The organism is Candidatus Nitrospira neomarina, from assembly GCF_032051675.1.
Taxonomy (GTDB): Bacteria; Nitrospirota; Nitrospiria; order Nitrospirales; family UBA8639; genus Nitrospira_E; species Nitrospira_E neomarina.
On record NZ_CP116968.1, the window covers coordinates 1,886,161 to 1,911,153 of the forward strand.

Below are 24,993 nucleotides of genomic sequence, written 5' to 3' on the forward strand. Positions count from 1 at the left end.
CACCCATCACGTTCCCTCTTCCGGATTCTCTGTCTTCCAAGCCTCTAATCGCTTCCGGGCTTTTTCGGCAAATTCACTCTCAGGATGTTGCTGAATAATCTTTTCGTATAATTCTTGAGCATGGGCGCGATTATGCTGTTGCTCCTCGAACTGAGCCGTTTCAAATATTTGTTGAGGATCTTCCCCACAACCCCATACTACGACACACATTACCCCAATCCCGATCCACCGATAGCAGGCGTTCATACTGAATGACATGTGTTTCATCGAGAAATTTCCTCCCAAGAATTCTTCTCACACTAAGGAACGCGCAAAGAACCGCCGATACACTTTCTCATGCTCGCTGTGACCAATAATCATTATGTACATCTCCAACTTCAGGAAGGCCGGTTGACTTATGCATGCTGAAGACGAACTGCTTGAATCGCTCAAAAGTTTTAACGATTGCGAAATTCGAGTGTATACCCGTTTTGCGACGGAATGGCGAGACCAACGGTTAAGCGACGGGTCACAGGCTGAAGTCTCCTTTTGGAATTCCGTGATCTCCATGCTGGTGGAGGAGCGTCACCGCCGCAAAGAGGAAGTGCAGCGACTTGAGGCCATGTTTCAAACCGGTCAGGATCCCGGGTAAAAGACCCGGGTTCACGCCCCTCACACGTGCACGTGAAATATCTATTCGCCCAAGCTTCCTGCTCAACTTCCAACACCAGGCCCCGGTTCATATGCCCCTCCACATGGATCCCTCTCACAGCCCCGCACCCTAGCTCTCCCCGAGAACGGTTTCGTACAACGCCTTCGTGCGTTTAGCAATTTTGTCCCAGCCAAAAAATTCTTCCGCCCGTCGTCTCCCGGCTTGCCCCATTGGCGCCCGTAATTCAGGATCCCGCATGAGTTGATTTAAGCGATCGGCCAGGTCCTGGGCAAACCGCTCGGGATCTTTCGGACTAAAGGGAGCTTCTTCCAATTGGTCAACCGGCACCAAAAATCCCGTCTCATCCTCCACAACGACCTCAGGAATGCCGCCGACGGCAGAAGCCACCACAGGCACCTCACAAGCCATGGCCTCTAAATTAATGATCCCGAATGGTTCATAAATAGACGGACAACAAAAAACCCCGGCATGAGAATACAATTCAATGAGACTCGGTTTGTCGAGGATATCCGGTATCCAATAAATATGCTTTCGATGGGCCGAAATCTGGTCGAGCGCCTCTTTCATTTCTGCGGCCATGGCCGGTGTATCAGGAGAGCTGGCACACAAGACTACGGGAAACTCCTCATCCAAATAGGAGAGAGCCTGAATCAAATAGGTAATACCCTTCTGCCGGGTCATTCTCCCCACAAACAACACATAGGGTTGTCCGGCAGGAATCCCATAACGGGTTAACACATCCTGGCTTTGGACATTCCGAAATTCCTGAAGGTCGATCCCGTTATGTATGACATGAATCCGCTCTTCAGGAACCTGAAACAATTTAAGAATGTCTTTCTTGGTTCCTTCGGAAACGGCGATAATGGCATCAGCCATCTCCAGGGCGGTTTTCTCAACCCATAGAGAAAAATCATACCCGCCGGCTAACTGCTCTCGTTTCCAGGGCCGGAGGGGCTCTAATGAATGCGTGGTGATGACCAGCGGAATACCGTAATTGAGCTTGGCCATGATGCCGCCAAAATGGGTATACCAGGTATGGCAATGAATCAGGTCCGCGCCCAACCCCTCGGCATTCATTTGCCAGGAGCGCTGCACCGCGCCAAGGACCGAATGCAAGGGCTTGGGAGCTGTAAACGGAGTGTCTCCTAGAGGAATCCCATGCACCTTCAAATTGCCTTGATCCAGGCGTTGATCACCAAAACAGCGGACTTCGATGGGAAGAAGATGTGATAATTCCCGACTCAAATACTCCACGTGCGCCCCGGCGCCCCCATAGGTGTATGGGGGAAATTCATTGGTGAACATCAAGACTTTCATGGGCAGCGACACTCCATTATGATCGTGAAGACTTCCAGCAGCCTGCTACATTAAAAGATTATTCATACGAAGTCACCTTCCTTTCAAAAAAACGTACGGAGAAAAATGGCAGGACCTGATCCAGACAACGCGCTACCGGATTGACTGAGGGCTGTCACCCTCACAGGTTCCATTCAAAATCACGGAGGGATCTTCTAAAGTACGGAAGACCAAAAACTCGAGACTCACTTGAAGTTTTAAGGAAAGAAAACGCACAATCAAGAATCAAATGGACACGAGATTGCCAAGCAGACCTGACAGCGATTTGGACCAACCATCAGATCTTTAAGGTTATAGACGAAAAGGGGAATGAGAAACATGGGCGAATTCCAGTACCAGGAAATATTTGAACATCAGGCAGATACGACCAGCTATCGAAAACTCACGTCGGACTATGTCTCTACCACGACCTGTGACGGCCAGGAACTCCTCAAGGTCCACCCCGAGGCCCTCACACTTCTGGCCAGAGAAGCCATGGATGACATCGCCCACTTATTGCGACCAAGCCACCTCGCGCAGTTGGCCAAAATCCTGAAAGACCCCGAGGCTTCCGACAATGACCGGTTTGTCGCGTTAGAACTACTCAAAAATGCCAACATTGCGTCCGCCCGGGTGCTACCAGGCTGCCAGGATACCGGAACGGCCATCGCCATGGGATATAAAGGGCAACAGGTTCTCACCACCGGCGATGATGCCGAAGCCCTCTCCCGCGGTATCTTCGAAGCCTACGATACGCGCAACCTGCGGTACTCACAAATGGCGCCACTCGACATGTACACCGAAAAAAATACCGGCACGAATCTTCCAGCACAGATCGACCTCTATGCCAAACCGGGATCGGAGTATCATTTTTTATTCATTGCCAAAGGCGGCGGCTCCGCGAACAAAACCTTTCTCTATCAAGAAACCAAAGCTCTTTTAAATCCCAAATCCCTGCTTGCGTTTGTGGCGGAAAAGATTCGCACCCTGGGCACCTCGGCCTGCCCGCCCTATCATCTGGCCTTTGTCGTGGGCGGCCTATCCGCAGAATTCACATTGAAGACCGTGAAACTGGCCAGTTGTCATTATCTGGATGATCTGCCTACCTCAGGCAACACGCAGGGGCGTGCCTTTCGCGACCTCGACCTGGAAAAGCAGATTCTTCAACTTTGCGCGGAAACCGGCATCGGCGCCCAATTCGGCGGAAAATACTTCGCCCACGACGTACGAGTCATCCGCTTGCCACGACACGGGGCTTCCTGCCCGGTCGGTTTGGGCGTCTCCTGTTCAGCCGATCGACAAATCCTTGGAAAAATCACCAAGGAGGGCGTCTTTCTGGAACAGCTCGAAACCAACCCTGCGAAATACCTCCCCGATGTGACAGAAGAAGACCTGGAAGGGCATGTCGTCAAGATCGACCTTAACCAGCCGATGCCGGAAATTCTGGCTGAGTTGCGCAAGCATCCCGTGGCCACACGTCTTTCCCTCACCGGTCCCATCGTCGTAGCACGGGATATTGCGCATGCCCGACTCAAAGAACAATTAGATGCTGGAAAAGGATTGCCCCAATATCTGAAAGATCATGTGGTCTATTACGCCGGACCGGCCAAAAAACCCCAGGGCCATGCATCGGGATCGTTCGGCCCCACCACGGCCGGACGTATGGATTCATACGTCGATCAGTTTCAAGAGGCTGGCGGCAGCATGGTGATGCTTGCCAAAGGCAATCGTTCCAAACAAGTGCGCGAGGCCTGCGGAAAACATGGAGGGTTTTATCTCGGCTCCATCGGCGGCCCCGCCGCACGGCTGGCCGAGCATAGCATTAAAAAAGTGGAGGTTCTGGAATTCGAAGATCTCGGGATGGAAGCGGTGTGGAAAATTGAAGTGGAAGATTTCCCGGCTTTCATCGTCATTAACCACGAAGGCAAAGACTTTTATGCCGATTTGGTTTCTCAACGTCCTCCGGCTTTGGTTCAGCCAGACGACAAGATGAAAAAATAGAAACCTATCGACAGGTGAATGATGGGCGTTCGGATCTCATCAGAACGGTAAATTTTAGAGATCGAAAAGGAAGTAGTCTTCCTATAGAATGTTTCAAGGCATGCTCGGCATGTTGAGAGAAACGTTCTTGCCAAGATATGGTTAACTTTGAAAAGGAGCACACACATGAAAACCATGCCAATAATCATAGGGATGTGCCTCGCACTGGGATTATCGGGTTGTGGAAGCAACAAGGCGGAAATTCCCGATGAGCGCCTGACGGTGGGGAAAGTCCAGGGGGAAATTAAAACGGGAATGAGTGCCGCGCAAGTGGCCGAAATTTTGGGATCTCCCAATATTGTGACGACAGATGACAAACGGCGGGAAGTGTGGATTTACGATAAGGTCTCCACGGATAGAGTGAACACGAGTTCATCCTCCTACGGGACCCTCATCATTCTGGGCGCAAACTCTAAAGACAGTTCCAGCTCCTCCCGCCAACGAACCCTCACCATTATCATCAAGTATGACGAAGAGAAAAAGGTGCGGGACTTTGCCTACAACTCGACGCAATTCTGAACACCCCGCCATGCCAAAACCGTTGAGATGGGTGATAGGTGGGACATTCCTTGGTCTTCTGGCCCTCAACAACGGTTGTACCACGCCGACCCAACCCGCAGAGCTCCTTCAATTGTCGCCTGAAAGTCCGAAAAACCGGGCGATGCAAATTCGTGTCTTTGAAACGTCAAATGAGCATGAACTCCTGTCCGCGTCGGCTGCCGTCTTGCAGGATCTGGGGCTTCAGATTGAGGAAAGCGTGCGGCAAATGGGATTTCTGCGCGCCACCAAAGAACGAAGTGCCCGGGAATATGGGCAAGACCTCAACCGGTTTTTTATGGGGCTCCTGTCCTTAGGAAACTTCAGGATGCCGGTAGATCTCCATCAAAAAATCGCGGCGGTTCTTATCGCCCGTCCCATCAACCAGGAGGGCACCAAACATGAGGTGCGAATCATGTTCTATCGGGTGGTATGGCAGGGAGACGGACAAGCCGATCGGCAGTATATTCCTCCGGGGGAACAAAAAATGGAGATGATCCGGGATCCCCTGATTTACCAGCAATTTTTCTTTAAGCTCTCCAAAGCCGTCTTTTTGGAAGCGTTCACCATTTAAACAAGGACATATGCCACACACGCAAGCTGTCTGGATTGCACTCCTTTTAAGCGGGGGCTTGTTTCTTCAGGCATGTGCACCGCCACAACCCGGGCCGGATTTATTAGCTCCAACCGCGGCGCAAATGAAACTGCGCAGCTATCAATCACGTTCATTTGAGGTCACGGATCCTTCCCAAGCCATGCGCGGGGTGGTTGCCGCACTCCAAGATCTTGGGTTCATCATCGAGCGCGCCAACGAACCCATGGGGCTCGTCACTGCGGCCCGTTTTGCGGAACCCAATTATACTGACGTCCTGGGGATAACGGTCACCGTGCGACCCCAGACCGAAGGACACATGATGATCCGGGCGAATGCCATCTACAACAACAAACCGATTGAGGATCCAAAAGTTTACCAGAACTTTTTCGCGACCTTGGAGCGTTCGCTGTTCATTTCCAAAGAATAGTCAGGAGCAGGTATCTCAATGCATGGCCATCTGAAACATCTTACGAAGGCCCTACCGGTCGGTTGCCTCCTTAGTGTAGGACTGTTTCTTGGAGGTTGCCTCTCCCCGTATGAGTCGCGACATGAAAATCAGTGGGATGCGAAAGAACAAATCTGGATGTCTGAGGCCAGTCAGGTCAAATTGCGAGCGGCCCAAAGCCGGATATTCGACATGACCGATCGTCGCACCATACTCAGAGCCATCCTGTCCACGATGCAGGATCTGAATTTTCAGTTGGAGGTTCTTGATGAGGAACTCGGTATTGTGTCCGGCAAATATTTTGCCCCGCTTGAACGACCCGAATATGGCTATGACCCTCTCTACCACCTCTACGACGACCAAAGTCTTCTCATTTTCAGTAAAACCTATCTCTCGTGGGGACCGTTCTGGCATCGCAATGATGTGGTTCGACTCACGGTCACCGTCCGGCCCCGTAACGAAAAACAATTAGTCGTGCGGGCAAGCGCTCAGTTTTATTTGCGGGCCGTCGAGGATCCCGAACCCTATCAGAAATTTTTTCGGTCACTGGAACAAACTCTGTTTTTAGAGACCGCGTTGGCACAGGAACACCCAGAGGACCAACCGGCCCCTACCCAATCGTCTGAACAACAAACACCACCAGGGGTTCCCCCTTGAACCGGGTACGTTCCTCTTAATTCCCTGTCGTTTGCCCAATTGTGTGAAGCACATCTATTCAGAGCTATTTTAGATGGCCGTTTCCAGATTCATGGACACGGGGGATTGATGACGCAGTTGCGTCAAAGGTCTCAAGCGCGTCATCCAGTCAAGACAGTTCAACGGCCAAAACACTATGGGAAAAAACATGTGCTTTCAAAAATCATTTAAAACCGGGGTGATTCGAAATCCTGCAAAGGATCACTCATGAAAACGAGTCTTTCAACCCCTTGCTCTCCTATTTTAGACAGTGAAGGATTGATTGCGGCAGATAACCGGTAACATCTCAAAGGTTTCCAGCTAGTCAAGCTTATCCGGTTGGTTCGTACCCTGCCTCCTTGAGACATCGGTTCACAAAATTTTGATACGCGGGGTTTGGTTCGGAACTGGCTGCTCCCAAAAGCCCTCGTACCAGCCCCTGTGCCGCTCCAGCGGCAGCGCCAAAAGCCGCGCCAATTCCTGCATCACCCGTAAGGAGCCCTATCACTGCACCCCCGGCCGCCCCGATGGCCGCGCCAATTGCCGTTTGCCCAACAACGTGTTCCCCGGCATTGGAGTGAGGGACGTGTTCTTCAGCGAGTTTTTCACAGGCGACAATGTCCTTCTCCGCCTGTTCTTCACCAACTTCCTGGAAATGAACATTGGGAGAGACCTTCGTCCTGCTACTGGAGCACCCTGCCAGGACCGTTAGGAAAATAATAAGGAATATCAACGCCACCATGAAGTGATCCTGCCGGTTTTTCATAATGTTCTCTCCGATCAAGTCTGTTGATGATCCAGTGTATGATGACAAAAAAGGATACAGATTCATAACATTTTCCCGTAAGGATTGAATGGACGTAATCTAAGTTACTCAAGGTCTATGCCAAAGGGCATCATTGGAAAAATTCCCTGGTTTTTCATGGCTGAAACCTCTTGTTTTCATTTACGACAAGGGAAATTCTTTTTTTATCAGGCATCCCAGTGTCTTAGGATGAAACACAAAAGTGTGCCTAAGTTGTTCCAACAGAATTTACGTCCCTTGAACAGAAGGACCTGAAGGACAGGGGACTTGTGAAAGGGGAGTGTTGAATAATAAGGATGTTCAAGGGCAAATTTGCCCAGGATTTGATTACTCATCAAAGGCTCCGGGTCGGTTCAAAAAAGCATGCCCTGAGATTCTATGGTTCATGTCAAGCATTGTGTGATCCGTTCCGGATTAAAGGTTGTGCGGTAATGATGAATAGACCAAGCGGCCCGGGCGATTTTGCGAGCGATGATCACCAACGAGGCCGTCGTACTCCAACCTTGGGTGCGGTAATGGTCGTAGAGCGGTTTCCACACGGTGGTTTTGATCGCGGACATGGCGGCGTTATACAGTAACCGACGTAATTCAGCGGGCCCACGTTTCGACAAACGCCTTCGACCGGCTTTGCGCCCCGAGTCATTCGCGCGAGGATCCAACCCGGTGAAGGCGACGAACGCATCCGCTTTGCCGAATGATACGCGCTCCAACGTATTGGTCAGGGCCATACCCACCAACGGGCCGACTCCTACAATGGTTTCCACCCGGTGTTGCGATTCTTGGTGTTGAGGTGAGCGGGCAGCCAGCGCGGACATGGTCGCATCAATCTTGGCAATCAAGATCTCCAGCTTGCTCACCACGGCCTTGAGTTCGGCGGCAAAGCCGCCCAGATTGTGCATGGTCAGCTTGAGCGTGCCTTTGAGGCGGACGATCGTGGCGCGTCGCCGAATCAGTCGATCCAGCTTGCGTTGAGTGGCTGTCGGGGGCGTGTAGGGGCGCAAGCGCCTATGCTCTCGTGCGATGAGTCGGGCAATCAATTCCGCATCGACTCGGTCGGTTTTGGCCCGATTCCCCATGGCCTTGGCGTAGTGCCGAGTGTCCGAGGGGTTGAGCAGGAAGACGGTATGGCCTTGAGCCTGCGCCAGATCCGCCAGTAATTCATGATAGGCGCCGGTGGATTCCAAGCCGATGCGGCTGCCGGCCGGCAGCGATTTCAACCAAGCCCGCAACGAACCACGCTGATTGGGAACACTCTGGACCGGAAAACATGGCTCGGCGCAGGCGGCCACGACGGCATCTTTGGCCACATCCACGCCGACATTCAGACAGGTATGCATGATGATACCCTCCAAAAAGTAAAGGAACGAGGCTGGGGTGGCACACACCGACGTGAACTTGCGGATAAATCGGCGGTCAGAATTTCTGCCGCGAGATTCTTCATCGACGTTTGGGGTGTGGGTGGGAGAGTTCTCAGGAAGTCTGTCCGCTGTGCAGCAGATGTTTCTCGATGTCCCTCCACCCCAGTTTTCCTTAGCTTCTCAAAAAAGTGAGCTGTAGACACCATACAAGGCCCCTCGAAGGAAAGGCCGCAAATTGCCTGCCGTGTCCCGAAGGGCACAACTTTTGTTTTGCGCGCAGAGCGTACTTCCAGTACGTGAGCACGGAAAAATGGAGAGAACGCCGCTGGCGACTTTTTTCAACAGCCCCTTTAATACACCACAGAAGGCAGAAAGGCCCCGTCAGGTTCGTTATAGAGACCTATACTCATCAGGGTCATTGGCTGAACCACGCGCAGCCCTTTCTCCAAACACCAGCGAAGCAACTCACTATTGCGCGTGGGGAGTAGGAAGCCCGGACCGGGAAAAGCGGGAGCCGCCCCGATGAGCGCCTTCAGATCTTTGTTGTCCTCGGCGACCGCATGGCCGAAAAAACCAACCACAGTGGCATAACCGGTAATGCGGCCCTCGCATTCGACCACCGTGGCCGTCTGTTGCTTGATGGCGTCCAACAGCTCGGATTTCCGATCATGGCCATGGACCTGAATACACAGCCGGTTGCAGCCCGGCACATCCCCTTCCACCGCCCGACGGACGGCATGGCCGGGTATCCCGATTCCAAGAACCGGTCCTTGAATCGTCGAAAGCGGTTCACGGGCGTTGAAACCCAACTTGGTATAGAGAGACAGGGAGCGATTATGATACGCCGCTTGCACCAGCCGGATGCCGGCAAAACGAATCTCCCCCGCCCGTTCCAACACATGTTCCATCAAACGTCTGCCCACAGTCCCATTCTGGACTGTCGGATCCACGGTGATCGGACCGACCCCGGCAATGACGGAATTCTCCCAGAGAAAATTGCTCCCGATGACTCGCCCGTCCATTTCGGCCACAACGGAATGGATATCAGGACGGGAGAACAGGTGAGAAAAAAATTGAACGGCCACCTCCGGGGCGGGAAAATCAGGAGGAAAATTATGCTGTCTGGCTATAGCCGTAAACGCGTCGAAGCAGATCGAGCCGCATGTTTCAGCATCTGCAGGACCACCATTTCGTAATTTGAGATTCATCGCTTTCATTACCCCCACATGGTCAATTGTCATTCGCTCGAGGACGACCGGCCCTGTTGTTGTTTCCATTCATCAGTCAGCAGTCCGGAAAATCCCCAGTTTTCCTCATTAATCTCTTGAATCACCACATGGATGTGGTCGGGGTTTTTTCCCAACACGCGAACCAGGGAATCCGTGACGTCTTTCACCAATTCCACCTTCTGCTTTCTGGAAACACCCTTCGTCACTTGAATATTCACATATGGCATAAGGCATCCTTAGTGTGAGTCAAATCTTTGCATGACATATTACACACCTTGGCAGACAACAAAAAACTATCCTACCGAGGTGCCGAGTGGCTGGCTGCAACCCACCCGGAAGAAGCCCCCTAATCGGCACCATGCCGTCGGACCTCATAGTGGCTTTGCACCAAACCATTCGCAAACGGTCGTGTCTCAAGATGCTGCAAGTGGATCTCGCGAGAAAGCGGCCCGAACAGCGGAATGCCCGTCCCGAGAAGAATCGGAACCGTCGTAATAATCAGCCGATGAATCAGGTTTTCGCGAAAGAATCCTTGAATGGTCTTGCCCCCGTCAATATAGAGATGGCTCCATCCACGTCCGGCCAGGCGTTGCACCACCTCATGCGGTGGTGCATCTATGGACTCGACCGTACTTGCGATGTCTTGACCAATAGCTACCGTTCGACTGCTGAGAACCACCACGGGCTTTTTTCCATACGGCCAGGGCGCGAAGGATAATACCATCTCATAGGAGTTTCGCCCCATAACAATTGCATCAATGGAATCAATAAATTCGTGATATCCGTAATCCTCCGTTCCGGCCTCTCCCACCCCCGGGAAGCCAGTCGATTCCGCCATCGCCGCGGGCAATAAATCCATCGAGGCTTGTGGCAATAAAGACCGTGCCGATCATCTCCCCAGCTCTTTGATTCCCCGTGTCCATAAGACCATCAGCTTCTCTTCTTCGCTCTCTTTCCCGGCTTTTTTGCACGCAAGGCCGCCTCATACGATCGAAGAGCCCAGCCCTTAGCCTCCGCAGGATCCTCAAAGATCTCCTCCGGGGCCATATAGTAGGACATCTTAAACGTCTTCCCCTGTTTTTCGTACTGGAATGGTTCTAATCCCCGTTTTTCAAAAAATGGAGCCAAGGTCTCGTCGGCTTTCAGATACAACACATCATCCGCCACCAGCCCGAACATCAATCCTTTGTGAAAGAGGCCATAGCCACCGAACATTCGTCGGGGATGAATGGGTCCGAACTCCTCGAACACCTCTTCAAGAAATGTAACGTATTCACTCATCTGAATGGTATTTTTCAGAAAAAAACTGTTCTTCCGCTGTAAAGGCAAGGAGATAATACTACGACAGAACCCTGATGGTCAGCTTCCTCTGAAGTCGCAATGAAAACGTCCATCAGGGTCGTAGGTACGGCGGAGGGCCTGAAGCCGTTGCCAGTTGGCAGGCGCAAATGACCGTTCGGCTCGTGCCGGTTCCTCGACAATGTCCGACTCCCCCACATAATATCCCACGGCAAACCGGTTTAGTTCCGCAATTGTCTTACGATGCCAGTCGGCATTCACATCGTCATCCTCCGGCCGTTCCCAGATGGCATAGCTTAGTAGTAAGGTGGAGGCTGTCATCGAGAAGGCCGCGTCGGGTCGTGCAGCCACACGCCCCCCCACTCCGGTGGAAAATGCACACAGCGCGAGTGACTTAGGTGAGGGTGCCTGCAGAAAGGCATCGCCCACGGCCGCCAGTTGTTGCTCCGGTGGCGAGTTTGACCAAACCGTATCAGCCAAACAGCGATGCAGCTCCGGCCAGAACCGGCCGCCCAAGTCAAGCAAGGCCTCCATTGTGGCGGGATGGTTCACATCCTTTCGAAGGCATTCAGAGATAACGGGGCAGGTCTCCAGAAGACTCAATGTACCGACGGCTTCATCGTGTGTATCGAAGAACCCGGTTGCGCTCAGAATACAGATAAAGCCGTTGCTGGATCGACAGTGCTCGTCGAAAGCAGGGGGCGCCTGCGCGCAGAAAATCGCCAGCTCTATTTCTTGCGGCAACTGTCCGGCAATACCCCCTGCCCATGCGCCAACTTCTTCCATGCGTTCCAACGGGTAAAAATAGGTGCTGGTCGTGATGGCACGCGGCATCGGATACAGCTTGAGAAGATATTGTGTGACGACGCCAAAGAAACCGGGCCCCCCTCCTCGGATCGCCCAGAGCAGGTCGGCATGCTGTTCCTGATTGGCAACGACGAGACTACCATCAGCCAACACGACATGGGCGGCTTCGACACTAAAGCACGCCGGCCCCCATGCGTTCCAGTTCCAGCCCAGCCCGCCATTCAGCAGATAGCCGCTCAAGGGAACCGACTGGCAATGCCCGACAGGAAATGAGAGCCCGTGCGGAGCCAACTGTTGGTTGAGTGCCTGCCCGGTGACCGCCGGCTGAACCACCGCCGTGCGAGTCTGATAATCAATCGAAATCCGTTTAAGCCGTCCGAGATCAATCAACAGGCTTTCGTTGCACAGAGAAAACCCCACCCAACTATGCCCCCCGCCTCGCACGGCAATTGTCATGTTCTGCGTGCAGGCAAACCGGACGGCCTCAATGACATCCTGCTCACTCGCCACTTGCACTACCACCTGCGGGTAACGCATCGGCGTCAATTGATTCCAAATGAGCGAGCGCCTGAGGTCTTCGTACCCGGCGTCGGTTGCCAAAGTCACTTTGCCCTCAATACGGCTCTGTAGCGCTTTCACATCCATCCTGACATTCTACCCTCTTCGAAGGCCGGCAGGCAGTATTCATATTATGCGGGTGGACACATCCTGGAGTTATTCACCTACTCGCTCCTAAGGATTGTCCCTGTAATTTTTTATGGTTCTTCCGAGTTTTCTGTGTGTGCACCCATTACCCTCTGAGATTTTTGCTAGAGGGTGCTTCCTCGTGATTCCTCCCCTTTGTAAGGGGAGGCTAGGTGGGGTAGAGTCTCTGAAAAATCTAGAAGCATTGATGTTTTCCACCACCACTTCCAGGCGATGATGCTACCTCCCCTCCGCCCCTCCATACAAAGGAGGGGGACTTAAGAACGATCAGCCTCGATTTTTACCCCTGCTATTTTCGGAACAACGTTTTTATAGAACTAGATAGAATCCGTGGCTGAGGGGCAGACCGGAGGCACTTCGGTTCCAATTGAAAGCGTGGCTCATGAAACTAGGGACTGACACAAACACTCAGATTGCTGTTCGGCTGCAGGGGATTGTCATGCGGCTCCAGGCCCGATCAGAACTCTTGCAATAATCTTCCCCCACCCGCCAACGGCCCTTCGAACCCGTTTTCCCGTAGCGCATACCAGAACGTCACCGCGTTAATCCCCAGGATAGGAATCCCTAGCACCGGCTCCAATTTCTCCGTCACGTTGATCAAGCTCATGTTCGTTCCACACTGGACGACGGCATCCAAGGCATGTTCCTCAGTTGCCAACAATTCCAAAATGACCTTTTCCTTGGCCGAGTCCGGAACATGCGCGATATGCAGCGCGTTCGCGCAGGAAAATCCCACGCTCGACACCACCTCGTATCCCAGGTCTTCGAACATGTGTGTCGCAGACTCATTCCCTTTCTTGTCGAACGGCGTCAGGAGTCCGATCCGCTTCGCGCCAAACTTTCCCAGCGCCGCGTGAACGGCATCATGCCAGGTGGCCCAGGAGAGGCCGGAGTATTCTTCAATCTCCTCCATCGGGCCTCGAATGGCTTCGATGCCGCCAATGATATGCTCCAGGCTCATGCCCATGATCATGTATTGGGGCTCCGCCAACAGCGCCACGTCCACCGCTGCCCGGAGTCCGCCCAGGAACTGCTTCTTATACGCCCGCAAATCTTCTTCCGTTTCCAATCTCGGTCTCGGCGTCATGACGGTGGCCGTGTGAAGACCGACCCCACGTAGGCCGTCCGGTCCCTGGTTCATAACAATAATGCTCCACAGTTCGTGCTCCATACTGGTATTGGTGGCGGGAATGATCAGCCCGAACTTTCTTCTGAAACTCCTCACATCGGGATATCCGATGGACGAATCGATCTCGTCGAAGTTCTCCGCTTTGGTGCCATTGTGAATCACGCCGGGAGGTGCCAGAGCAGGCATCGGCGGGACATTGACATCGGGAATGGTGATTGATTTCCCGGACAGTTTGCCAATAATTATCTGGTTTCCGCGAGGATTGGGGTTCGGTTGGTCGGGCATAGGATCATCCTTTATCTATGTCTAAGAGTCCACATTAGACGACGTCTCATCGGCTTTAGAATACAGCGTAGGATCTCCTATCAGCAAAAACCCTTTATTGGTGTCTCATAGTTTCCGCTCTGTCTGGAAGTGCCGGGTTTCGGCCCGGCAGCCGACCCACTTTTGTTTCGGCAAAAGTGGGCAAAACCAGTGACGCCCCGTCCGGGCTCATTGGATTGATCGGACGCGCAGAGGCGGAAGATGGGCTAACTCGCGGGGCTCGAACAAGCCCGTCAGGAACAAGAGCGCCCGATCATGGGGCCGGACGGCAGGCGTCGAATTATGGGCATAACTTCAAACCTCAACCCATTAGTCTTAGCTTCAGGTGTGGTATCAGCGTGATATTTTGTGTTGCCGGGTTTCGGCCCGGCAGCCGAGGTTTTGCCTGATGCGTCTCGAGGAGCGCAATCTCTATTGTGGAGGCAAAGGTTGGCAAAACCATGGACGCCCCGTCCGGCCTCATTGGATTGCTCGGACGCGAAGCAGGGAGACGGGCTACCTCGCGGGGCTCAAACAAGCCCGTCCAGGACAAGAGCGTCCGATCATGGGGCCGACCGGCAGGCGTCGCAGAAACCCGCGGAGTCTATCCGGAGCAATGCCGAGGGGCTCAAACAATGCGCGCCTTTCCTCCGGGGTCGGCTGCACTGCTCGGTCACACCACAAGGCACGGAAAGCCTGCCGAAACTCTGAGGCCTTTAATTTCAGAGGACCAACTCGCGGAATCTACCCTGAGCTATGTCGAACGACTCAGACAAGGCTCCCCGGCTGATAAGAGCATCCGCGCATGAGACCGGGCGGCAGGCGTCGAGCAGGAAAGCAAAGAATCTTCAAAGCACGTTAGTTCCTGGAACCAAAAAAAACGCTTTAGGCTTTACTCAATTATCCCGGATCGGACCATCCACTGTATCATTACAAGAAAGCAGAAATACGTCATTGCATTTACATCCCGTGATTGATGTTATATTGACGAATTCTTTTAATCTCAATCCCCCATGTTCACGGCCATATAAGTATCGACAGTTTTTTATCCTCTTCCGTTACTTTTTCTTGGGGCTGTGCCAGAGTTTTTTCCTTTTCTTTTATGAAAAGCTATGCTGATTTGCGATTTACAACGTCCCCGCGTGTGGGTCGATCGAGCTCGGTTGCAGAATTTTTTATGTCATTGATTTTACTATGCAGAGACTCCATATCAATGACATGCCTGAAATCTGCATCATTTCCATTTTCTAATGTTTTGAGAACATCATTGATTTCGTCCATTTGGATCATTTTAATGCTTGGTTTAATGTCATGCTTTGCACATAACTCCAGAACCTCTTGGGTCTCTTTTATACCGCCGATAAGTGACCCTGCCAGCTGTATGCGATTGAAAACCATAGGGCCCGGTGAGAATTCCGGGAACTTGATCATATTACCAACAATAACAATTGTTGAATCCGTCTTCATAAGATCAATGTACGGAGCAATATCGTGAGGCACTGGGATTGTATTAATGAGAAGGTTAAGGCTTTGGGCAGCTTCTTTCATCTCATCTTCATCTTTTGAGATGACAACTTTATCCGCACCCATTTTTAATATTTCGTCTCTTTTATCTTCGCTGCGGGTGAAAGCGATAACTTCAGCGCCAAGGGCTTTACCAAGTTTAATGGCCATATTGCCTAATCCACCAATCCCGGCCACGCCAAGGGTTTGGCCTTCTTCCAAATTCCAATGAATCATCGGAGAATAAACGGTAATTCCGGCACACATAATAGGGCCGACATATTTGGGATCCAAATTATCAGGGATCGTAAGGCCAAATTCCTCGCGCACAACCATGTTGGTTGTATAGCCACCGTAAGAATTTGTACCATCCGGATTTTTAGGGCCGTTATAAGTCAACGTGCAGCTTTTAGGGCCTTGGCAATAATTCTCCGCGTCTTTTTGGCAAGAGTCGCATTCTTGACAGCTATTGACCATACAGCCAACACCAACAAGATCGCCTTTTTTAAATTTAGTCACACCCTCACCAACGGCCGTCACCACTCCTAATATTTCATGGCCTGGCACGCACGGATATAGTGAATTATCCCAATCGTTTTGGATTTGGTGCAAATCAGAATGACAAACACCGCAATATAAAACCTTAAATTCAACTTCCCCCTTTTGCGCATCTTTTCTTTCGAATGTTACCGGGGCTAGCTCTATATCGGACGATTTTGTGCCGTAGCCATAAACTTTCATAATAATACTCCTGATTATATGGTTGGGTATAATGTGGAATTAATCTGACGTTGCGCCATAAAAACTCTATGTGGTAGCTCCAGGCCACCTACTTTTATTGTCCAAAAAATTTTCCCTCTTTATTCTTCTTTACCATTTTGCAACTCCTATTTTTTTTGTTAATCCTATATCCCCACTACCAATATTACTATGCCTTTCAAGCTGGGCTATTAATTAGTTAGGAGGTAGTTGAATTTTTTTAAAAATGAATATTATATTTGAAATTTCTCTGGCGGCGTCGTTGACTTTAGAATTTGTAAAATAAAAATGGTTCTCATCAATACTAAAGGTGTCTGCCCATTTAACTGTATCACCTTCAACTAAGTGTGTACGCTCCCACCGGGCTTTCTGGGTTAACCTTTTTTATCTTTTAAATCTGTAAAATATACATTTCATGCTTTATCGAATATCCTTCCATCAGTTGCAGCAGCTTTAGTAGTTGTCTCGCCTCCAGGAACGGAAGACGAACAGAACCGCATCAACCACCAGAGTATGTCGGCGAGCATAGAGAACTGTTCGGCGAACACTTTTGCAATCACACAATACGCTTCCGGCTTCACTCATTTACCCCAAAGCGTACCATCCACTCAGATATTGCAAGACCTGCCCCAAGTGTTCATTTTAATTTCCCCAAAAACAGAGAAGTGTTCAAGTTATCGCAACAGACAGAACCCGCTTTAAGACAAACTCCCTTGTGGAGCAAGTAAAAATTGAACGGACTGTATAATTTTGAAGGTGTGAATTAGATGCAGGGGTTCGGCCCGGCAGCCCAGCCACTTTGAATTCGGAGTGGCCAAAATCATTGACGCCCCGTCCGGCTTGACCGGATTGCACGGTCGCGCAGAAAGGGAGACGGGTTAACTCGCGGGGCTCGAACAAGCCCGTCCAGGACAACAGCGTCCGATCATGGGGCCGAACGGCAGGCGTCGGACAATGAGAAAAAAAGCGTGCCGTCTCGCCTCCTTACAAATCAAAATGAATTTTAAGGGTTTTTGCCAGTAGCCAATCCCTTCATCCTGTCCTAAAAATTGAAGGAGTTAATTAATTACTCTGACAGGGAATGTGGAACGATTTATAAGATGCATTCGAGCAAAGAAATTCTGTTCGGTGAGGTGAGAGAAGGAGCTGACGAGGTGAAAACGCCCTCCAACACTTTAATTATCACCGGCAGCAGCGGGCTGATCGGCAGTTCGTTCATTGATCGCGTGGGGGAGAGCTACTGGGAAATGGGCTTTGATCGGGAAGGCCCGCCTCATCCTCCGCCCAGCACCGAGCAAGTTATCGCCTGCGACCTCAGTTCTGATACGAGCGTGAGCGCCGCGATCAACGAAGTGCGTCAGCTCGGATGCACACACATCGCCTCGGTCATTCATCTGGCCGCCTATTACAGTTTCTCCGGAGAGCCCAGTCCGCTTTATGAACAGGTCACCGTACGGGGCACCGAGCGGCTGTTGCGTGGATTGCGTGACTTCGAAATCGAACAGTTTATCTTTTCCAGCACGATGCTTGTGCATGCACCATGCGAACCCGGTGAATCCATCAATGAAGATTCCCCCCTCGGACCAAAATGGGATTACCCACAGTCAAAGGTAAAGACGGAGCAACTCATTTTGCGGGAACGAGGCGACGTGCCGGTGGTGTTCCTGCGCATCGCCGGTGTGTATGACGACCACTGCCATTCGATCCCCATCACGCATCAGATCAAGCGTATCTATGAAAAGAAGATCGTCGCCCGTGTGTTTCCCGGCGACATCACGCACGGACAATCCTTCGTGCATCTTGACGACCTCATCGACGCCCTGGTGCGCGTCGTCGAACGTCGCAAGTCACTTCCCGCAGTTACCACGCTGCTCATCGGCGAGCCGGAAACATTGAGTTATGACGAACTCCAGCGCACGATCAGCCGTCAGCTACACAACGAGGACTGGAAGACCTATCGCATTCCCAGGGCGGTCGCCAAGTTCGGGGCCTGGCTTCAGGGCTTGTTGCCCGGCCCAGGCCCGTTCATCAAGCCATGGATGATCGATTTGGCAGATGACCATTACGCGCTCGATATCAGGCGCGCCCGCCAGCTTCTCGGCTGGAAACCGCAACATTCCCTGCGCGAGACATTGCCCAAGATGACCGCTGCGCTGAAGGCCGACCCGGCCGGCTGGTATAGGGAAAACAAGCTGAAGGCGAAAACAACTTCACCGGATCGGCCGACGTGGCCGCATGTGGCCAACATGTTTCTCGGTCTGTGGCTGATTGGTTCTGCGCCCGCCCTCGGCATGATGAAACCCGCGCTATTCTGGAGCGATCTGGTGAGTGGGGCGGCAGTGATTCTCTTTAGCTCGTTCGCGTTTCGCCATGCGTGGGCAGCCTGGGCTGTGTGTGCGGTCGGTCTTTGGGTGATGAGCGCCCCGCTGCTGTTTTGGGCGACGAACGCCGCAGTTTACAATAACGACTTGATTACCGGTGCACTAATAGTCACCTTTTCCGTCATCATTCCCCGGCTCGGGCTTTCCTCCCCTACCCGCAACTCAAGAACAGGGAACGTTGAGCGAGAAAACGATTCCGGAACCGAATTGTCCGGTTCAGGTATTCCCCCGGGCTGGAGTTATTCTCCTTCCGGGTGGGAGCAACGATTGGGAATCGTGTTTCTGGCGATGGTCGGGTTTTTTCTCTCGCGGTATTTGGCGGCCTTTCAACTCGGTCATATCCCGCATCCGTGGGATCCATTTTTTGGTAATGGCACGAGGCAGGTGCTCACCTCGGACATCTCAAAAATGTTTCCTGTGTCGGACGCGGGCTTAGGCGCGTTTTCGTATCTGCTCGACGCGCTCGCCGGATTGATTGGAGGACGTCGACGCTGGCGTACGATGCCGTGGATGGTGTTGCTGTTCGGATTGTTTATAATTCCGCCGGGCGTGACCAGCATTGTGCTCGTGATTCTCCAGCCGGTCAGCATTGGCGCCTGGTGTACACTTTGTCTGGTGGCGGCGGTCGTGATGCTCCTGATGGTACCGCCGGCGTTAGATGAAGTGATTGCCACCAGTCAATTTCTTCTCCGAACCCGAAACGAAGGTGGGAACCTTTGGCGCGCATTGTGGCTAGGGGAAGGCCAGGCGGAGGAAGAACCGGAGTCCTCACAAAGGCGCTCATCTCTAAAGGAAGTCATCCACAGCATTGAAGTGTTCTCCGCCCCATTGAACCTTTTGCTGAGCGCCCTCGCGGGCATGTGGCTCATGGCAATGCCTTCGGTGCTCGGACTGAACGGGGCGGCGGCGGACAGTACCCACATCGTGGGCGCGCTGGTCGTGACCGTAGCCGTGGTGGCATTCGCCGAACCGGCGCGCTTGGTGCGGTATTTCAACGTGCTGTGCGGTGTGTGGCTCGTACTCGCGCCGTGGCTGGTGGCAGGCGGTACGGCAGCCTGGCCGTGGAGCAGTGTCGTCAGTGGACTTGCGCTTATGGCCTTGAGTTTTCCCCGCGGCCCGGTTGAGGATCGATATGCCGGCTGGCAGCAATTGATTCGTTGAGGAGACGATGAGTCAGAGAACCAACGGTTATGTTTTCATTCGAATAAAGATTAGGCCCATAGAGCCAAACGTGACAAAAATGGAATCTATCGCCGCCCAATTATTAATAATTTCCTGATGGGCTACTCTTCCGTATGAAAACGCGTTCGTCCACTTTTGGAATCCCGCCTACTTAATGTTCTTCTAGCATCTGGGCGCATTTAGCTTACTGGAGATGCTGGCTGTCGGCCCGGCAGCCGAGCCACTTTGGTTTCGGTCAAAGTGGCCAAACCCAGTGACGCCCCGTCCGGCCTCATTGGATTGATCGGACGGGAAGGAGGGAGACGGGCTAACTCGCGGGGCTCAAACAAGCCCGTCAAGAATAAGAGCGTCCGATCAGGGGGCCGACCGGCAGGCGTCGGTCAGGGAAAGAGAGGCAAAATGAAATGGAAAGAGAAGTCGGGTCACCGGAAACAGATCAGGGGAAAAGGGTCAGAATTGCTCCAACACCTGGTAAGATTTTCAACGTGCTCGGGCATAAAATTTCCCAGGTAGTTTTTGTAGGCAAAACACGTGTGCCTATGTGCTTATATCCAGCAGGAAGTTTCGAACGTATTGTTATATCCGCTCACGCCACACCATGGGATTACGCCTAGCGTGAAATACCGCTAACACGATGAGCCGATCGTCTCGGAGACGGAAGAAGATTGAGTACGGAAATCGTCGCACCCGTATGCAACGCACCTCCTGAAACATCTTCGGAAACCGTTGTGGCATTTCACAGGCTTGCAACAGCGCCCTTTCGATTTCTGACACGAACTCTCCACCCAGTCCGGGTTTCTGAGTTTCATACCAAACGGCCGCTTCGTCATACTCAAGACGAGCAGCTCTTCGGAAAAACGCCTGCAAATTCATTTTCCGAGGCGGGAGAGAGTGGAAGCTTTAACCTGCTCCCACGATGTCAAATCGTCCGGATGAGTATCATCCTCTTCGATTCTCTTCTGAAGCTCAGCGCGTTGCGCCTCGGTGAGTGGGACGGCCGCGCTATCAGCCGCAATGCTATCCCAAATTTCCTCCACCAGGGCAAGTCGCTCCTCAAGAGGGAGACGGTCAATACCCAGAGATTTGATCGAAGCGTTCATACGGTCACCTCCTCAATGCAGGGCCAATTTGGCATAGGACTTTGGGTGAAGATATGGGAGCCATTGCTTAGCATATTACATCCCATGTTAGTAAGAAAGCGATTAATTCACGAGCGGAAATCTTTCTAAAAAGTGAGAGGAATGCCTTCTCTGCTCCGGGTTTTTTAAATTGAAATGGCTTTAACTCGCGTTTTTCAAAGAATGGGGAAAACGTCTGGTCAGCTTTAAGATACAGCTTATGATTTGCTGCCAGCAAAACCCTGTAATGGCTTCAAATAATTTCCGCCCTGTTCGGGCAAATATTTAAGCTTACCAAAGATGCCGGGTTTCGGCCCGGCAGCCGAGGTCCTTTTGTTTCGGCAAAAGGACCCAAAACCATTGACGCCCCGCCCGGCCTCATTGGATTGATCGGCCGCGAAGCAGGGAGACGGGCTAACTCGCAGGGCTCGAACAAGCCCGCCAGGGCCAAGAGCGTCCGATCATGGGGCCGGGCGGCAGGCGTCGGGGAGAGAAAAGGAAGAACCAAAAAGGGGGAAGAGAGGTTTTGGCAATAAAAGCTTCTAGCTAACCTAAAAAGTTCGCGACCTATTGATCGACTAGAGCCCATCGGTTATAACCGCGAGTTCAAAACCGGAAAGCATTTGATGAGGGGGCCGAGCCACGGACTCCGTTCACCGGACCTCGCATCAGTTTCTTTCTATCCCACAACGAGCACGCATGGCCCACTGCATCCATACTTTACTCCCGTTCGCTGCCTACGGTCGGCCAAACGAACGCACGCTAAAGCTCAATGGCTCGGCTTGTTCGCGTCTGCTGGAGCGTCGTGTGCGACGATCTTTTTGAATTTTTTTCCAATCTCATTAGCAAAAACCTTGATCTTTTCTTCTGGAATGGCACCGCTCAGCAACATAGGTTGAGAGAATGCATCATGCCATTCGAGCAGGGCTGAATCGTTATAGTAGACATGAAAATGAATAGCCAATTCTGGTTCCGCATGGTGTTTCATGATCCTAGACAACTCGGTCAATATGATACTTGTAGCAGGGACGTGAAATATCTTCGGGCGTGGCCATATAGTTCCCCTAGCAACGTGGGATGATTCCGGAACTGAGTGGGTGGTGATGAAACGATCGATCTCTGCATCCGGAGACCCGCCCTCAAAATAGAGAAAGGCATCTTCTGGAATCCAGCCATTGAGTGCGTTGAACATTTCTTCGAAGGTCTTTGGTCCTTCTATCTCCCAATGGGTCTCTTTTGTATTCAGACGAATGCCTTCCATTTCATCATTTGGTACGGCTTTGAATAGTCTACTGAGCCAACTCATAATTGTCGTACAGAGTCCATTTCTGGGGTAGGTCTTGCAATCCCCCAATCCGCTTCTGCTGCACAAACTATCTTAAAGCGTGACCAATCGCTCACCGAATGTCCTGATTTATGAGCTGGAGTATTGGAGGATTCGGGCGATTAAACTTTGATGCTGAATCTGTCTTTCCTCGTCCGGATCGTCCACCGATTCAATCGATTCGATGGAGCGAACATAGGCATCGGGAAACCGTAAATGCCTGGCGCCTAGAACAATCAGTTCCTTATACCAATGAAAGGGCTTCAGGCTATTCTGAATGTACGATGGCTGAGCCAGGTATGTCAGGCAGGAGTACTCTTGCCCATGGAATTCAACCGTTAGTTGGCTATCATGATATCCATTCCCTTCGAAACGGTCGAGGATAGATTTATGGGTTGAATCAATTTGATAGATGGCCCCATACACTCCATCCGATGCTTCTCCCGTGCGAGCCATATTGCACTTACTCGACCCGTCCTGCCCCCTTTTCTGAAAAGCCAGTCGATAGTGTTTCAACTCAACCACATCAAGCAGTTCGGCAGACGGCACGCGTTCCCGTAACCGGACAGGGTGGAGGTTGGAACCATAGGCCAAATAATAAAGCAAACTCTCACTCATCTTTCATTTTTAATTGAGTAGAAGCACGGGTTATTAGCCCACACTACGATCCAAGAATCCCTGTCGGTTTCCCGTCGATACTGAGCTGATTCTTCTTTTGCCAATGCTCCCAAATTCCTTCCTCCCCCTTCTTCTCCGCCCACGTTGAAAGCACACGACGGTCCTCAATATAGTTCATAAAAGGCACGGCATACCCGCAGGAGGTTTGGACTAAATCAATAGCCACCAAAAAGTATTGTCGCGTTCCTATGGTGGAAGGCAATTGAGTCGAAAACTCCTCCCAACGAGCATCCCTCGGATGAAAGACCTGGGCCGTCCCATAGACGCGCAGGATTCGTGGCGGCCCTTCAAAGGCACACCACATCATGGTGATTCGGTTGAATTCGGCCAGATGGGCTGCCGTTTCGTTCCCGCTCCCGGTCAAGTTCATCCAGAGTATCTCGCGAGAGTTAAGCACACGAAGTGAATCCTGGCCCTTCGGGGAGAGATTGATTCTTCCATCCGGCACAGCCGTGGCCACAAAAAATACCTTTTGTTCACCAATAAATTGGCGTAACTCATCACTCAGCTCTGGAAATTGAACCGCCACGATAACGCTCCATTGATTTTAATTTCTCACCGCGCAGCCCATTTTCAGATCATACCTAAAGAGGGCTCAAAGGCTAAAGAATGTCTGTGGTTCAGCCTAACAATATTTGCACGGACTGTATATTTTTGAATTATGCCGGGTGTCGGCCCGGCAGCCGAACTACTTTGGTTTCGGCCAAAGTAGTCAAAACTATATACGCCCCGTTCGGCATCATCAGAGTGATCGGACGCGAGGAAGGGAGAGACGGGCTAACCCGCCAGGCTCAGACAAGCCCGCCAAGAACAAGAGCGTCCGATCAAGGGCCGCACGGCAGGCGTGGGATAGGAGTAGGGAGGAAAAATGAAGTAGAAAGAGAGGTCATGGCTACCAAACATCCGCCGTGGATGAATGGGTCCGATTTGCTTGAACACTTCTTTGAGAATTGCAATTTATTCACTCATGAGATTTTTTGTGGCCTTTGAGTATGGGGGTGCAGTTCATCGGCCGCGGAAGGCGGTCTACTGAGGAAAACGTTAGTCACCCTTGCACCAAGGGTACGTACTTATGAACTTTCGTTCGAGATCATTTAGAGTTGCCTCAGCCCACTGACATACATCTCCAATCGCGGATGCAGCGTTAGCCAGGTCGTACTCGTACTCATATAGAACTCTGCTCGATGCCGAGAATCCAGCGGTCATCCATGAGCTGAACTCTCCCTTGGCACGCACCAAGGCGGTAACCCAGGAGTTCTGTTTACAGATCTGAGCCTCCACTAGATGCCCTGACTTGGACGAGTCATCGATGATGATGAAGCGAGCTATGGCACCAACTGCCGTGACTTTCTGGCTCAGATCATGGTGAGGATGATCGGGAACATCTCGGATCAGCAGTGGTAAATAGCCAAGTTCGGTCAAGGACTTTGCAATGGTTTCGAGCCGAATCATCCCTCTTTCGTCATATGCACCTAGAAGGAGGACAGTCCTATTCTTGAATTCCGCGATGTACTCGCCAACCGTAACGTTTCGCTGTTTAGCCCGAGCAACCTCGACCATAGCGGCAAGGATTTCGTCTTTCGCGCGAAGCGCAGCCCGGTCACGCGACCAGTATTCCACCGTTCGGTTTGCCTGTACCTCTGCATACGCAATCGACCGTTGCCAGGTTCCAGCACTGAACATCATTTCCTGCAAAATCGCCGAGGCATCTTGAGAGGCCAAGCGGAATGGAAACGCACCATTCAGGTGCAGGTCATGAATTTGGATGTTGGAACCAAGGATTTTAAGTAAGGGGCCGCTTTCTTGAAGGCCACGCGGCGCCCTAAATAAAAGGTCTTCTACCCTCGCGCTGCCTCGAACAATGGTGAGGGAGGTCTCACTGGCCGGTTCGTACTCTAAGGCCACCCCAAATTGCGTTGAGATGTAGCCTGTGATCTTCGCAGGTAGAAGCGCTGCGTGAAGCAAGCGGGACTGATCGTTTTCCGCGAGGCACTCCGAGGCCGTCTCCCTAAGAGTATCGTGGAAGGTCTCCACGTAATCCTTAAGCATGTGATCAGTGACGTTGGACATTTAGAGTCTCAGGAATGGCCAACAGTGATTATATGGATTCGCATAAGTTGCGAATCTTGGATTT

25 protein-coding genes are annotated in these 24,993 nt (G+C 51.9%); 8 read left to right on the forward strand and 17 right to left on the reverse strand.

The genetic code is table 11. The annotated features are described in order from the left end of the window. Positions 1-6 precede the first annotated feature (6 nt). Positions 7-267, reverse strand: coding sequence for an outer membrane protein assembly factor BamD (locus PQG83_RS08380; RefSeq protein ID WP_312748449.1), 261 nt, complete (start codon positions 265-267; stop codon positions 7-9). 130 nt (positions 268-397) lie between these two features. Between PQG83_RS08380 and PQG83_RS08385 the strand changes: the two genes are divergently transcribed. Next, a complete protein-coding gene (locus tag PQG83_RS08385) occupies positions 398-631 on the forward strand; it encodes a hypothetical protein (RefSeq protein ID WP_312748451.1) in 234 nt (77 codons plus the stop codon). Positions 632-760: 129 nt separating this feature from the next. Here PQG83_RS08385 and glgA read toward each other — a convergent pair whose 3' ends face one another. Then, complete coding sequence (gene glgA, locus PQG83_RS08390) at positions 761-1,969, reverse strand: glycogen synthase (protein WP_312748453.1); 1,209 nt, start codon at positions 1,967-1,969, stop codon at positions 761-763. A 348-nt stretch (positions 1,970-2,317) separates the two neighbouring features. On the opposite strand from glgA, the gene PQG83_RS08395 reads away from it, so the two are divergent. The 5 genes from PQG83_RS08395 to PQG83_RS08415 all read left to right on the forward strand — a co-directional run bounded on the left by PQG83_RS08395 (position 2,318) and on the right by PQG83_RS08415 (position 6,261). Beyond that, complete coding sequence (locus PQG83_RS08395; RefSeq protein WP_376753556.1) at positions 2,318-3,988, forward strand: fumarate hydratase; 1,671 nt, start codon at positions 2,318-2,320, stop codon at positions 3,986-3,988. A 165-nt stretch (positions 3,989-4,153) separates the two neighbouring features. Further along, complete coding sequence (gene bamE / locus PQG83_RS08400; RefSeq protein ID WP_312748457.1) at positions 4,154-4,546, forward strand: outer membrane protein assembly factor BamE domain-containing protein; 393 nt, start codon at positions 4,154-4,156, stop codon at positions 4,544-4,546. Further along, entirely contained in the window at positions 4,521-5,138 is a 618-nt protein-coding gene (locus tag PQG83_RS08405; protein ID WP_312748458.1) for a hypothetical protein, read from the forward strand. The genes bamE and PQG83_RS08405 overlap by 26 nt, the downstream gene beginning before the upstream one ends. Positions 5,139-5,148: 10 nt before the next feature. Further along, entirely contained in the window at positions 5,149-5,586 is a 438-nt protein-coding gene (locus tag PQG83_RS08410) for a hypothetical protein (RefSeq protein ID WP_312748459.1), read from the forward strand. 156 nt (positions 5,587-5,742) lie between these two features. Then, positions 5,743-6,261 carry a hypothetical protein gene (locus tag PQG83_RS08415; protein ID WP_312748460.1) on the forward strand — a complete coding sequence of 173 codons (519 nt, stop codon included), beginning with the start codon at positions 5,743-5,745 and terminating at the stop codon, positions 6,259-6,261. Between the two features lie 349 nt (positions 6,262-6,610). Here PQG83_RS08415 and PQG83_RS08420 read toward each other — a convergent pair whose 3' ends face one another. The 8 genes from PQG83_RS08420 to PQG83_RS08455 form a co-directional block, all read right to left on the reverse strand. Beyond that, entirely contained in the window at positions 6,611-7,045 is a 435-nt protein-coding gene (locus PQG83_RS08420) for a YMGG-like glycine zipper-containing protein (protein WP_312748461.1), read from the reverse strand. A gap of 422 nt (positions 7,046-7,467) precedes the next feature. Further along, on the reverse strand, positions 7,468-8,421 hold the full coding sequence (locus PQG83_RS08425) for an IS110 family transposase (protein WP_312744567.1): 954 nt from the start codon (positions 8,419-8,421) through the stop codon (positions 7,468-7,470). A gap of 371 nt (positions 8,422-8,792) precedes the next feature. Further along, on the reverse strand, positions 8,793-9,650 hold the full coding sequence (locus tag PQG83_RS08430) for a GNAT family N-acetyltransferase (protein WP_312748462.1): 858 nt from the start codon (positions 9,648-9,650) through the stop codon (positions 8,793-8,795). A gap of 29 nt (positions 9,651-9,679) precedes the next feature. Next, positions 9,680-9,898 (reverse strand): tautomerase family protein, encoded by a 219-nt coding sequence (locus PQG83_RS08435; RefSeq protein WP_312748463.1) that lies wholly within the window; start codon positions 9,896-9,898, stop codon positions 9,680-9,682. 119 nt (positions 9,899-10,017) lie between these two features. Continuing rightward, positions 10,018-10,530, reverse strand: coding sequence for a dihydrofolate reductase family protein (locus PQG83_RS08440; RefSeq protein ID WP_312748464.1), 513 nt, complete (start codon positions 10,528-10,530; stop codon positions 10,018-10,020). A gap of 71 nt (positions 10,531-10,601) precedes the next feature. Beyond that, entirely contained in the window at positions 10,602-10,952 is a 351-nt protein-coding gene (locus PQG83_RS08445; RefSeq protein WP_312748465.1) for a TfoX/Sxy family protein, read from the reverse strand. A 78-nt stretch (positions 10,953-11,030) separates the two neighbouring features. Further along, positions 11,031-12,416 carry an FAD-binding oxidoreductase gene (locus PQG83_RS08450; protein ID WP_312748467.1) on the reverse strand — a complete coding sequence of 462 codons (1,386 nt, stop codon included), beginning with the start codon at positions 12,414-12,416 and terminating at the stop codon, positions 11,031-11,033. Between the two features lie 523 nt (positions 12,417-12,939). Beyond that, on the reverse strand, positions 12,940-13,896 hold the full coding sequence (locus PQG83_RS08455; protein WP_312748468.1) for a maleate cis-trans isomerase family protein: 957 nt from the start codon (positions 13,894-13,896) through the stop codon (positions 12,940-12,942). Between the two features lie 455 nt (positions 13,897-14,351). Here PQG83_RS08455 and PQG83_RS08460 point away from each other — a divergent pair, with 455 nt between their 5' ends. Next, positions 14,352-14,723: a hypothetical protein gene (locus tag PQG83_RS08460; RefSeq protein ID WP_312748470.1), complete on the forward strand. Its 372-nt coding sequence runs from the start codon at positions 14,352-14,354 to the stop codon at positions 14,721-14,723. Positions 14,724-15,024: 301 nt separating this feature from the next. On the opposite strand, the gene PQG83_RS08465 is transcribed toward PQG83_RS08460, so the two are convergent. Further along, positions 15,025-16,158, reverse strand: a complete 1,134-nt coding sequence (locus PQG83_RS08465) for an NAD(P)-dependent alcohol dehydrogenase (RefSeq protein WP_312748471.1) — start codon at positions 16,156-16,158, stop codon at positions 15,025-15,027. Between the two features lie 1,118 nt (positions 16,159-17,276). On the opposite strand from PQG83_RS08465, the gene PQG83_RS08470 reads away from it, so the two are divergent. Then, entirely contained in the window at positions 17,277-19,718 is a 2,442-nt protein-coding gene (locus PQG83_RS08470; protein WP_312748473.1) for a vitamin K epoxide reductase family protein, read from the forward strand. Between the two features lie 597 nt (positions 19,719-20,315). On the opposite strand, the gene PQG83_RS08475 is transcribed toward PQG83_RS08470, so the two are convergent. The 6 genes from PQG83_RS08475 to PQG83_RS08500 form a co-directional block, all read right to left on the reverse strand. Further along, on the reverse strand, positions 20,316-20,612 hold the full coding sequence (locus tag PQG83_RS08475) for a type II toxin-antitoxin system RelE/ParE family toxin (protein WP_312748475.1): 297 nt from the start codon (positions 20,610-20,612) through the stop codon (positions 20,316-20,318). Next, positions 20,609-20,839, reverse strand: coding sequence for an addiction module protein (locus PQG83_RS08480; protein ID WP_312748477.1), 231 nt, complete (start codon positions 20,837-20,839; stop codon positions 20,609-20,611). Before PQG83_RS08480 ends, PQG83_RS08475 begins: the two co-directional genes overlap by 4 nt. Before the next feature lie 787 nt (positions 20,840-21,626). Further along, positions 21,627-22,163 (reverse strand): hypothetical protein, encoded by a 537-nt coding sequence (locus PQG83_RS08485; RefSeq protein WP_312748478.1) that lies wholly within the window; start codon positions 22,161-22,163, stop codon positions 21,627-21,629. Positions 22,164-22,271: 108 nt separating this feature from the next. Next, a complete protein-coding gene (locus PQG83_RS08490) occupies positions 22,272-22,799 on the reverse strand; it encodes a gamma-glutamylcyclotransferase family protein (RefSeq protein WP_312748479.1) in 528 nt (175 codons plus the stop codon). Between the two features lie 43 nt (positions 22,800-22,842). Further along, complete coding sequence (locus tag PQG83_RS08495) at positions 22,843-23,388, reverse strand: pyridoxamine 5'-phosphate oxidase family protein (RefSeq protein WP_312748481.1); 546 nt, start codon at positions 23,386-23,388, stop codon at positions 22,843-22,845. A 512-nt stretch (positions 23,389-23,900) separates the two neighbouring features. Continuing rightward, positions 23,901-24,929, reverse strand: a complete 1,029-nt coding sequence (locus PQG83_RS08500) for a hypothetical protein (protein WP_312748483.1) — start codon at positions 24,927-24,929, stop codon at positions 23,901-23,903. Positions 24,930-24,993 lie beyond the last annotated feature (64 nt).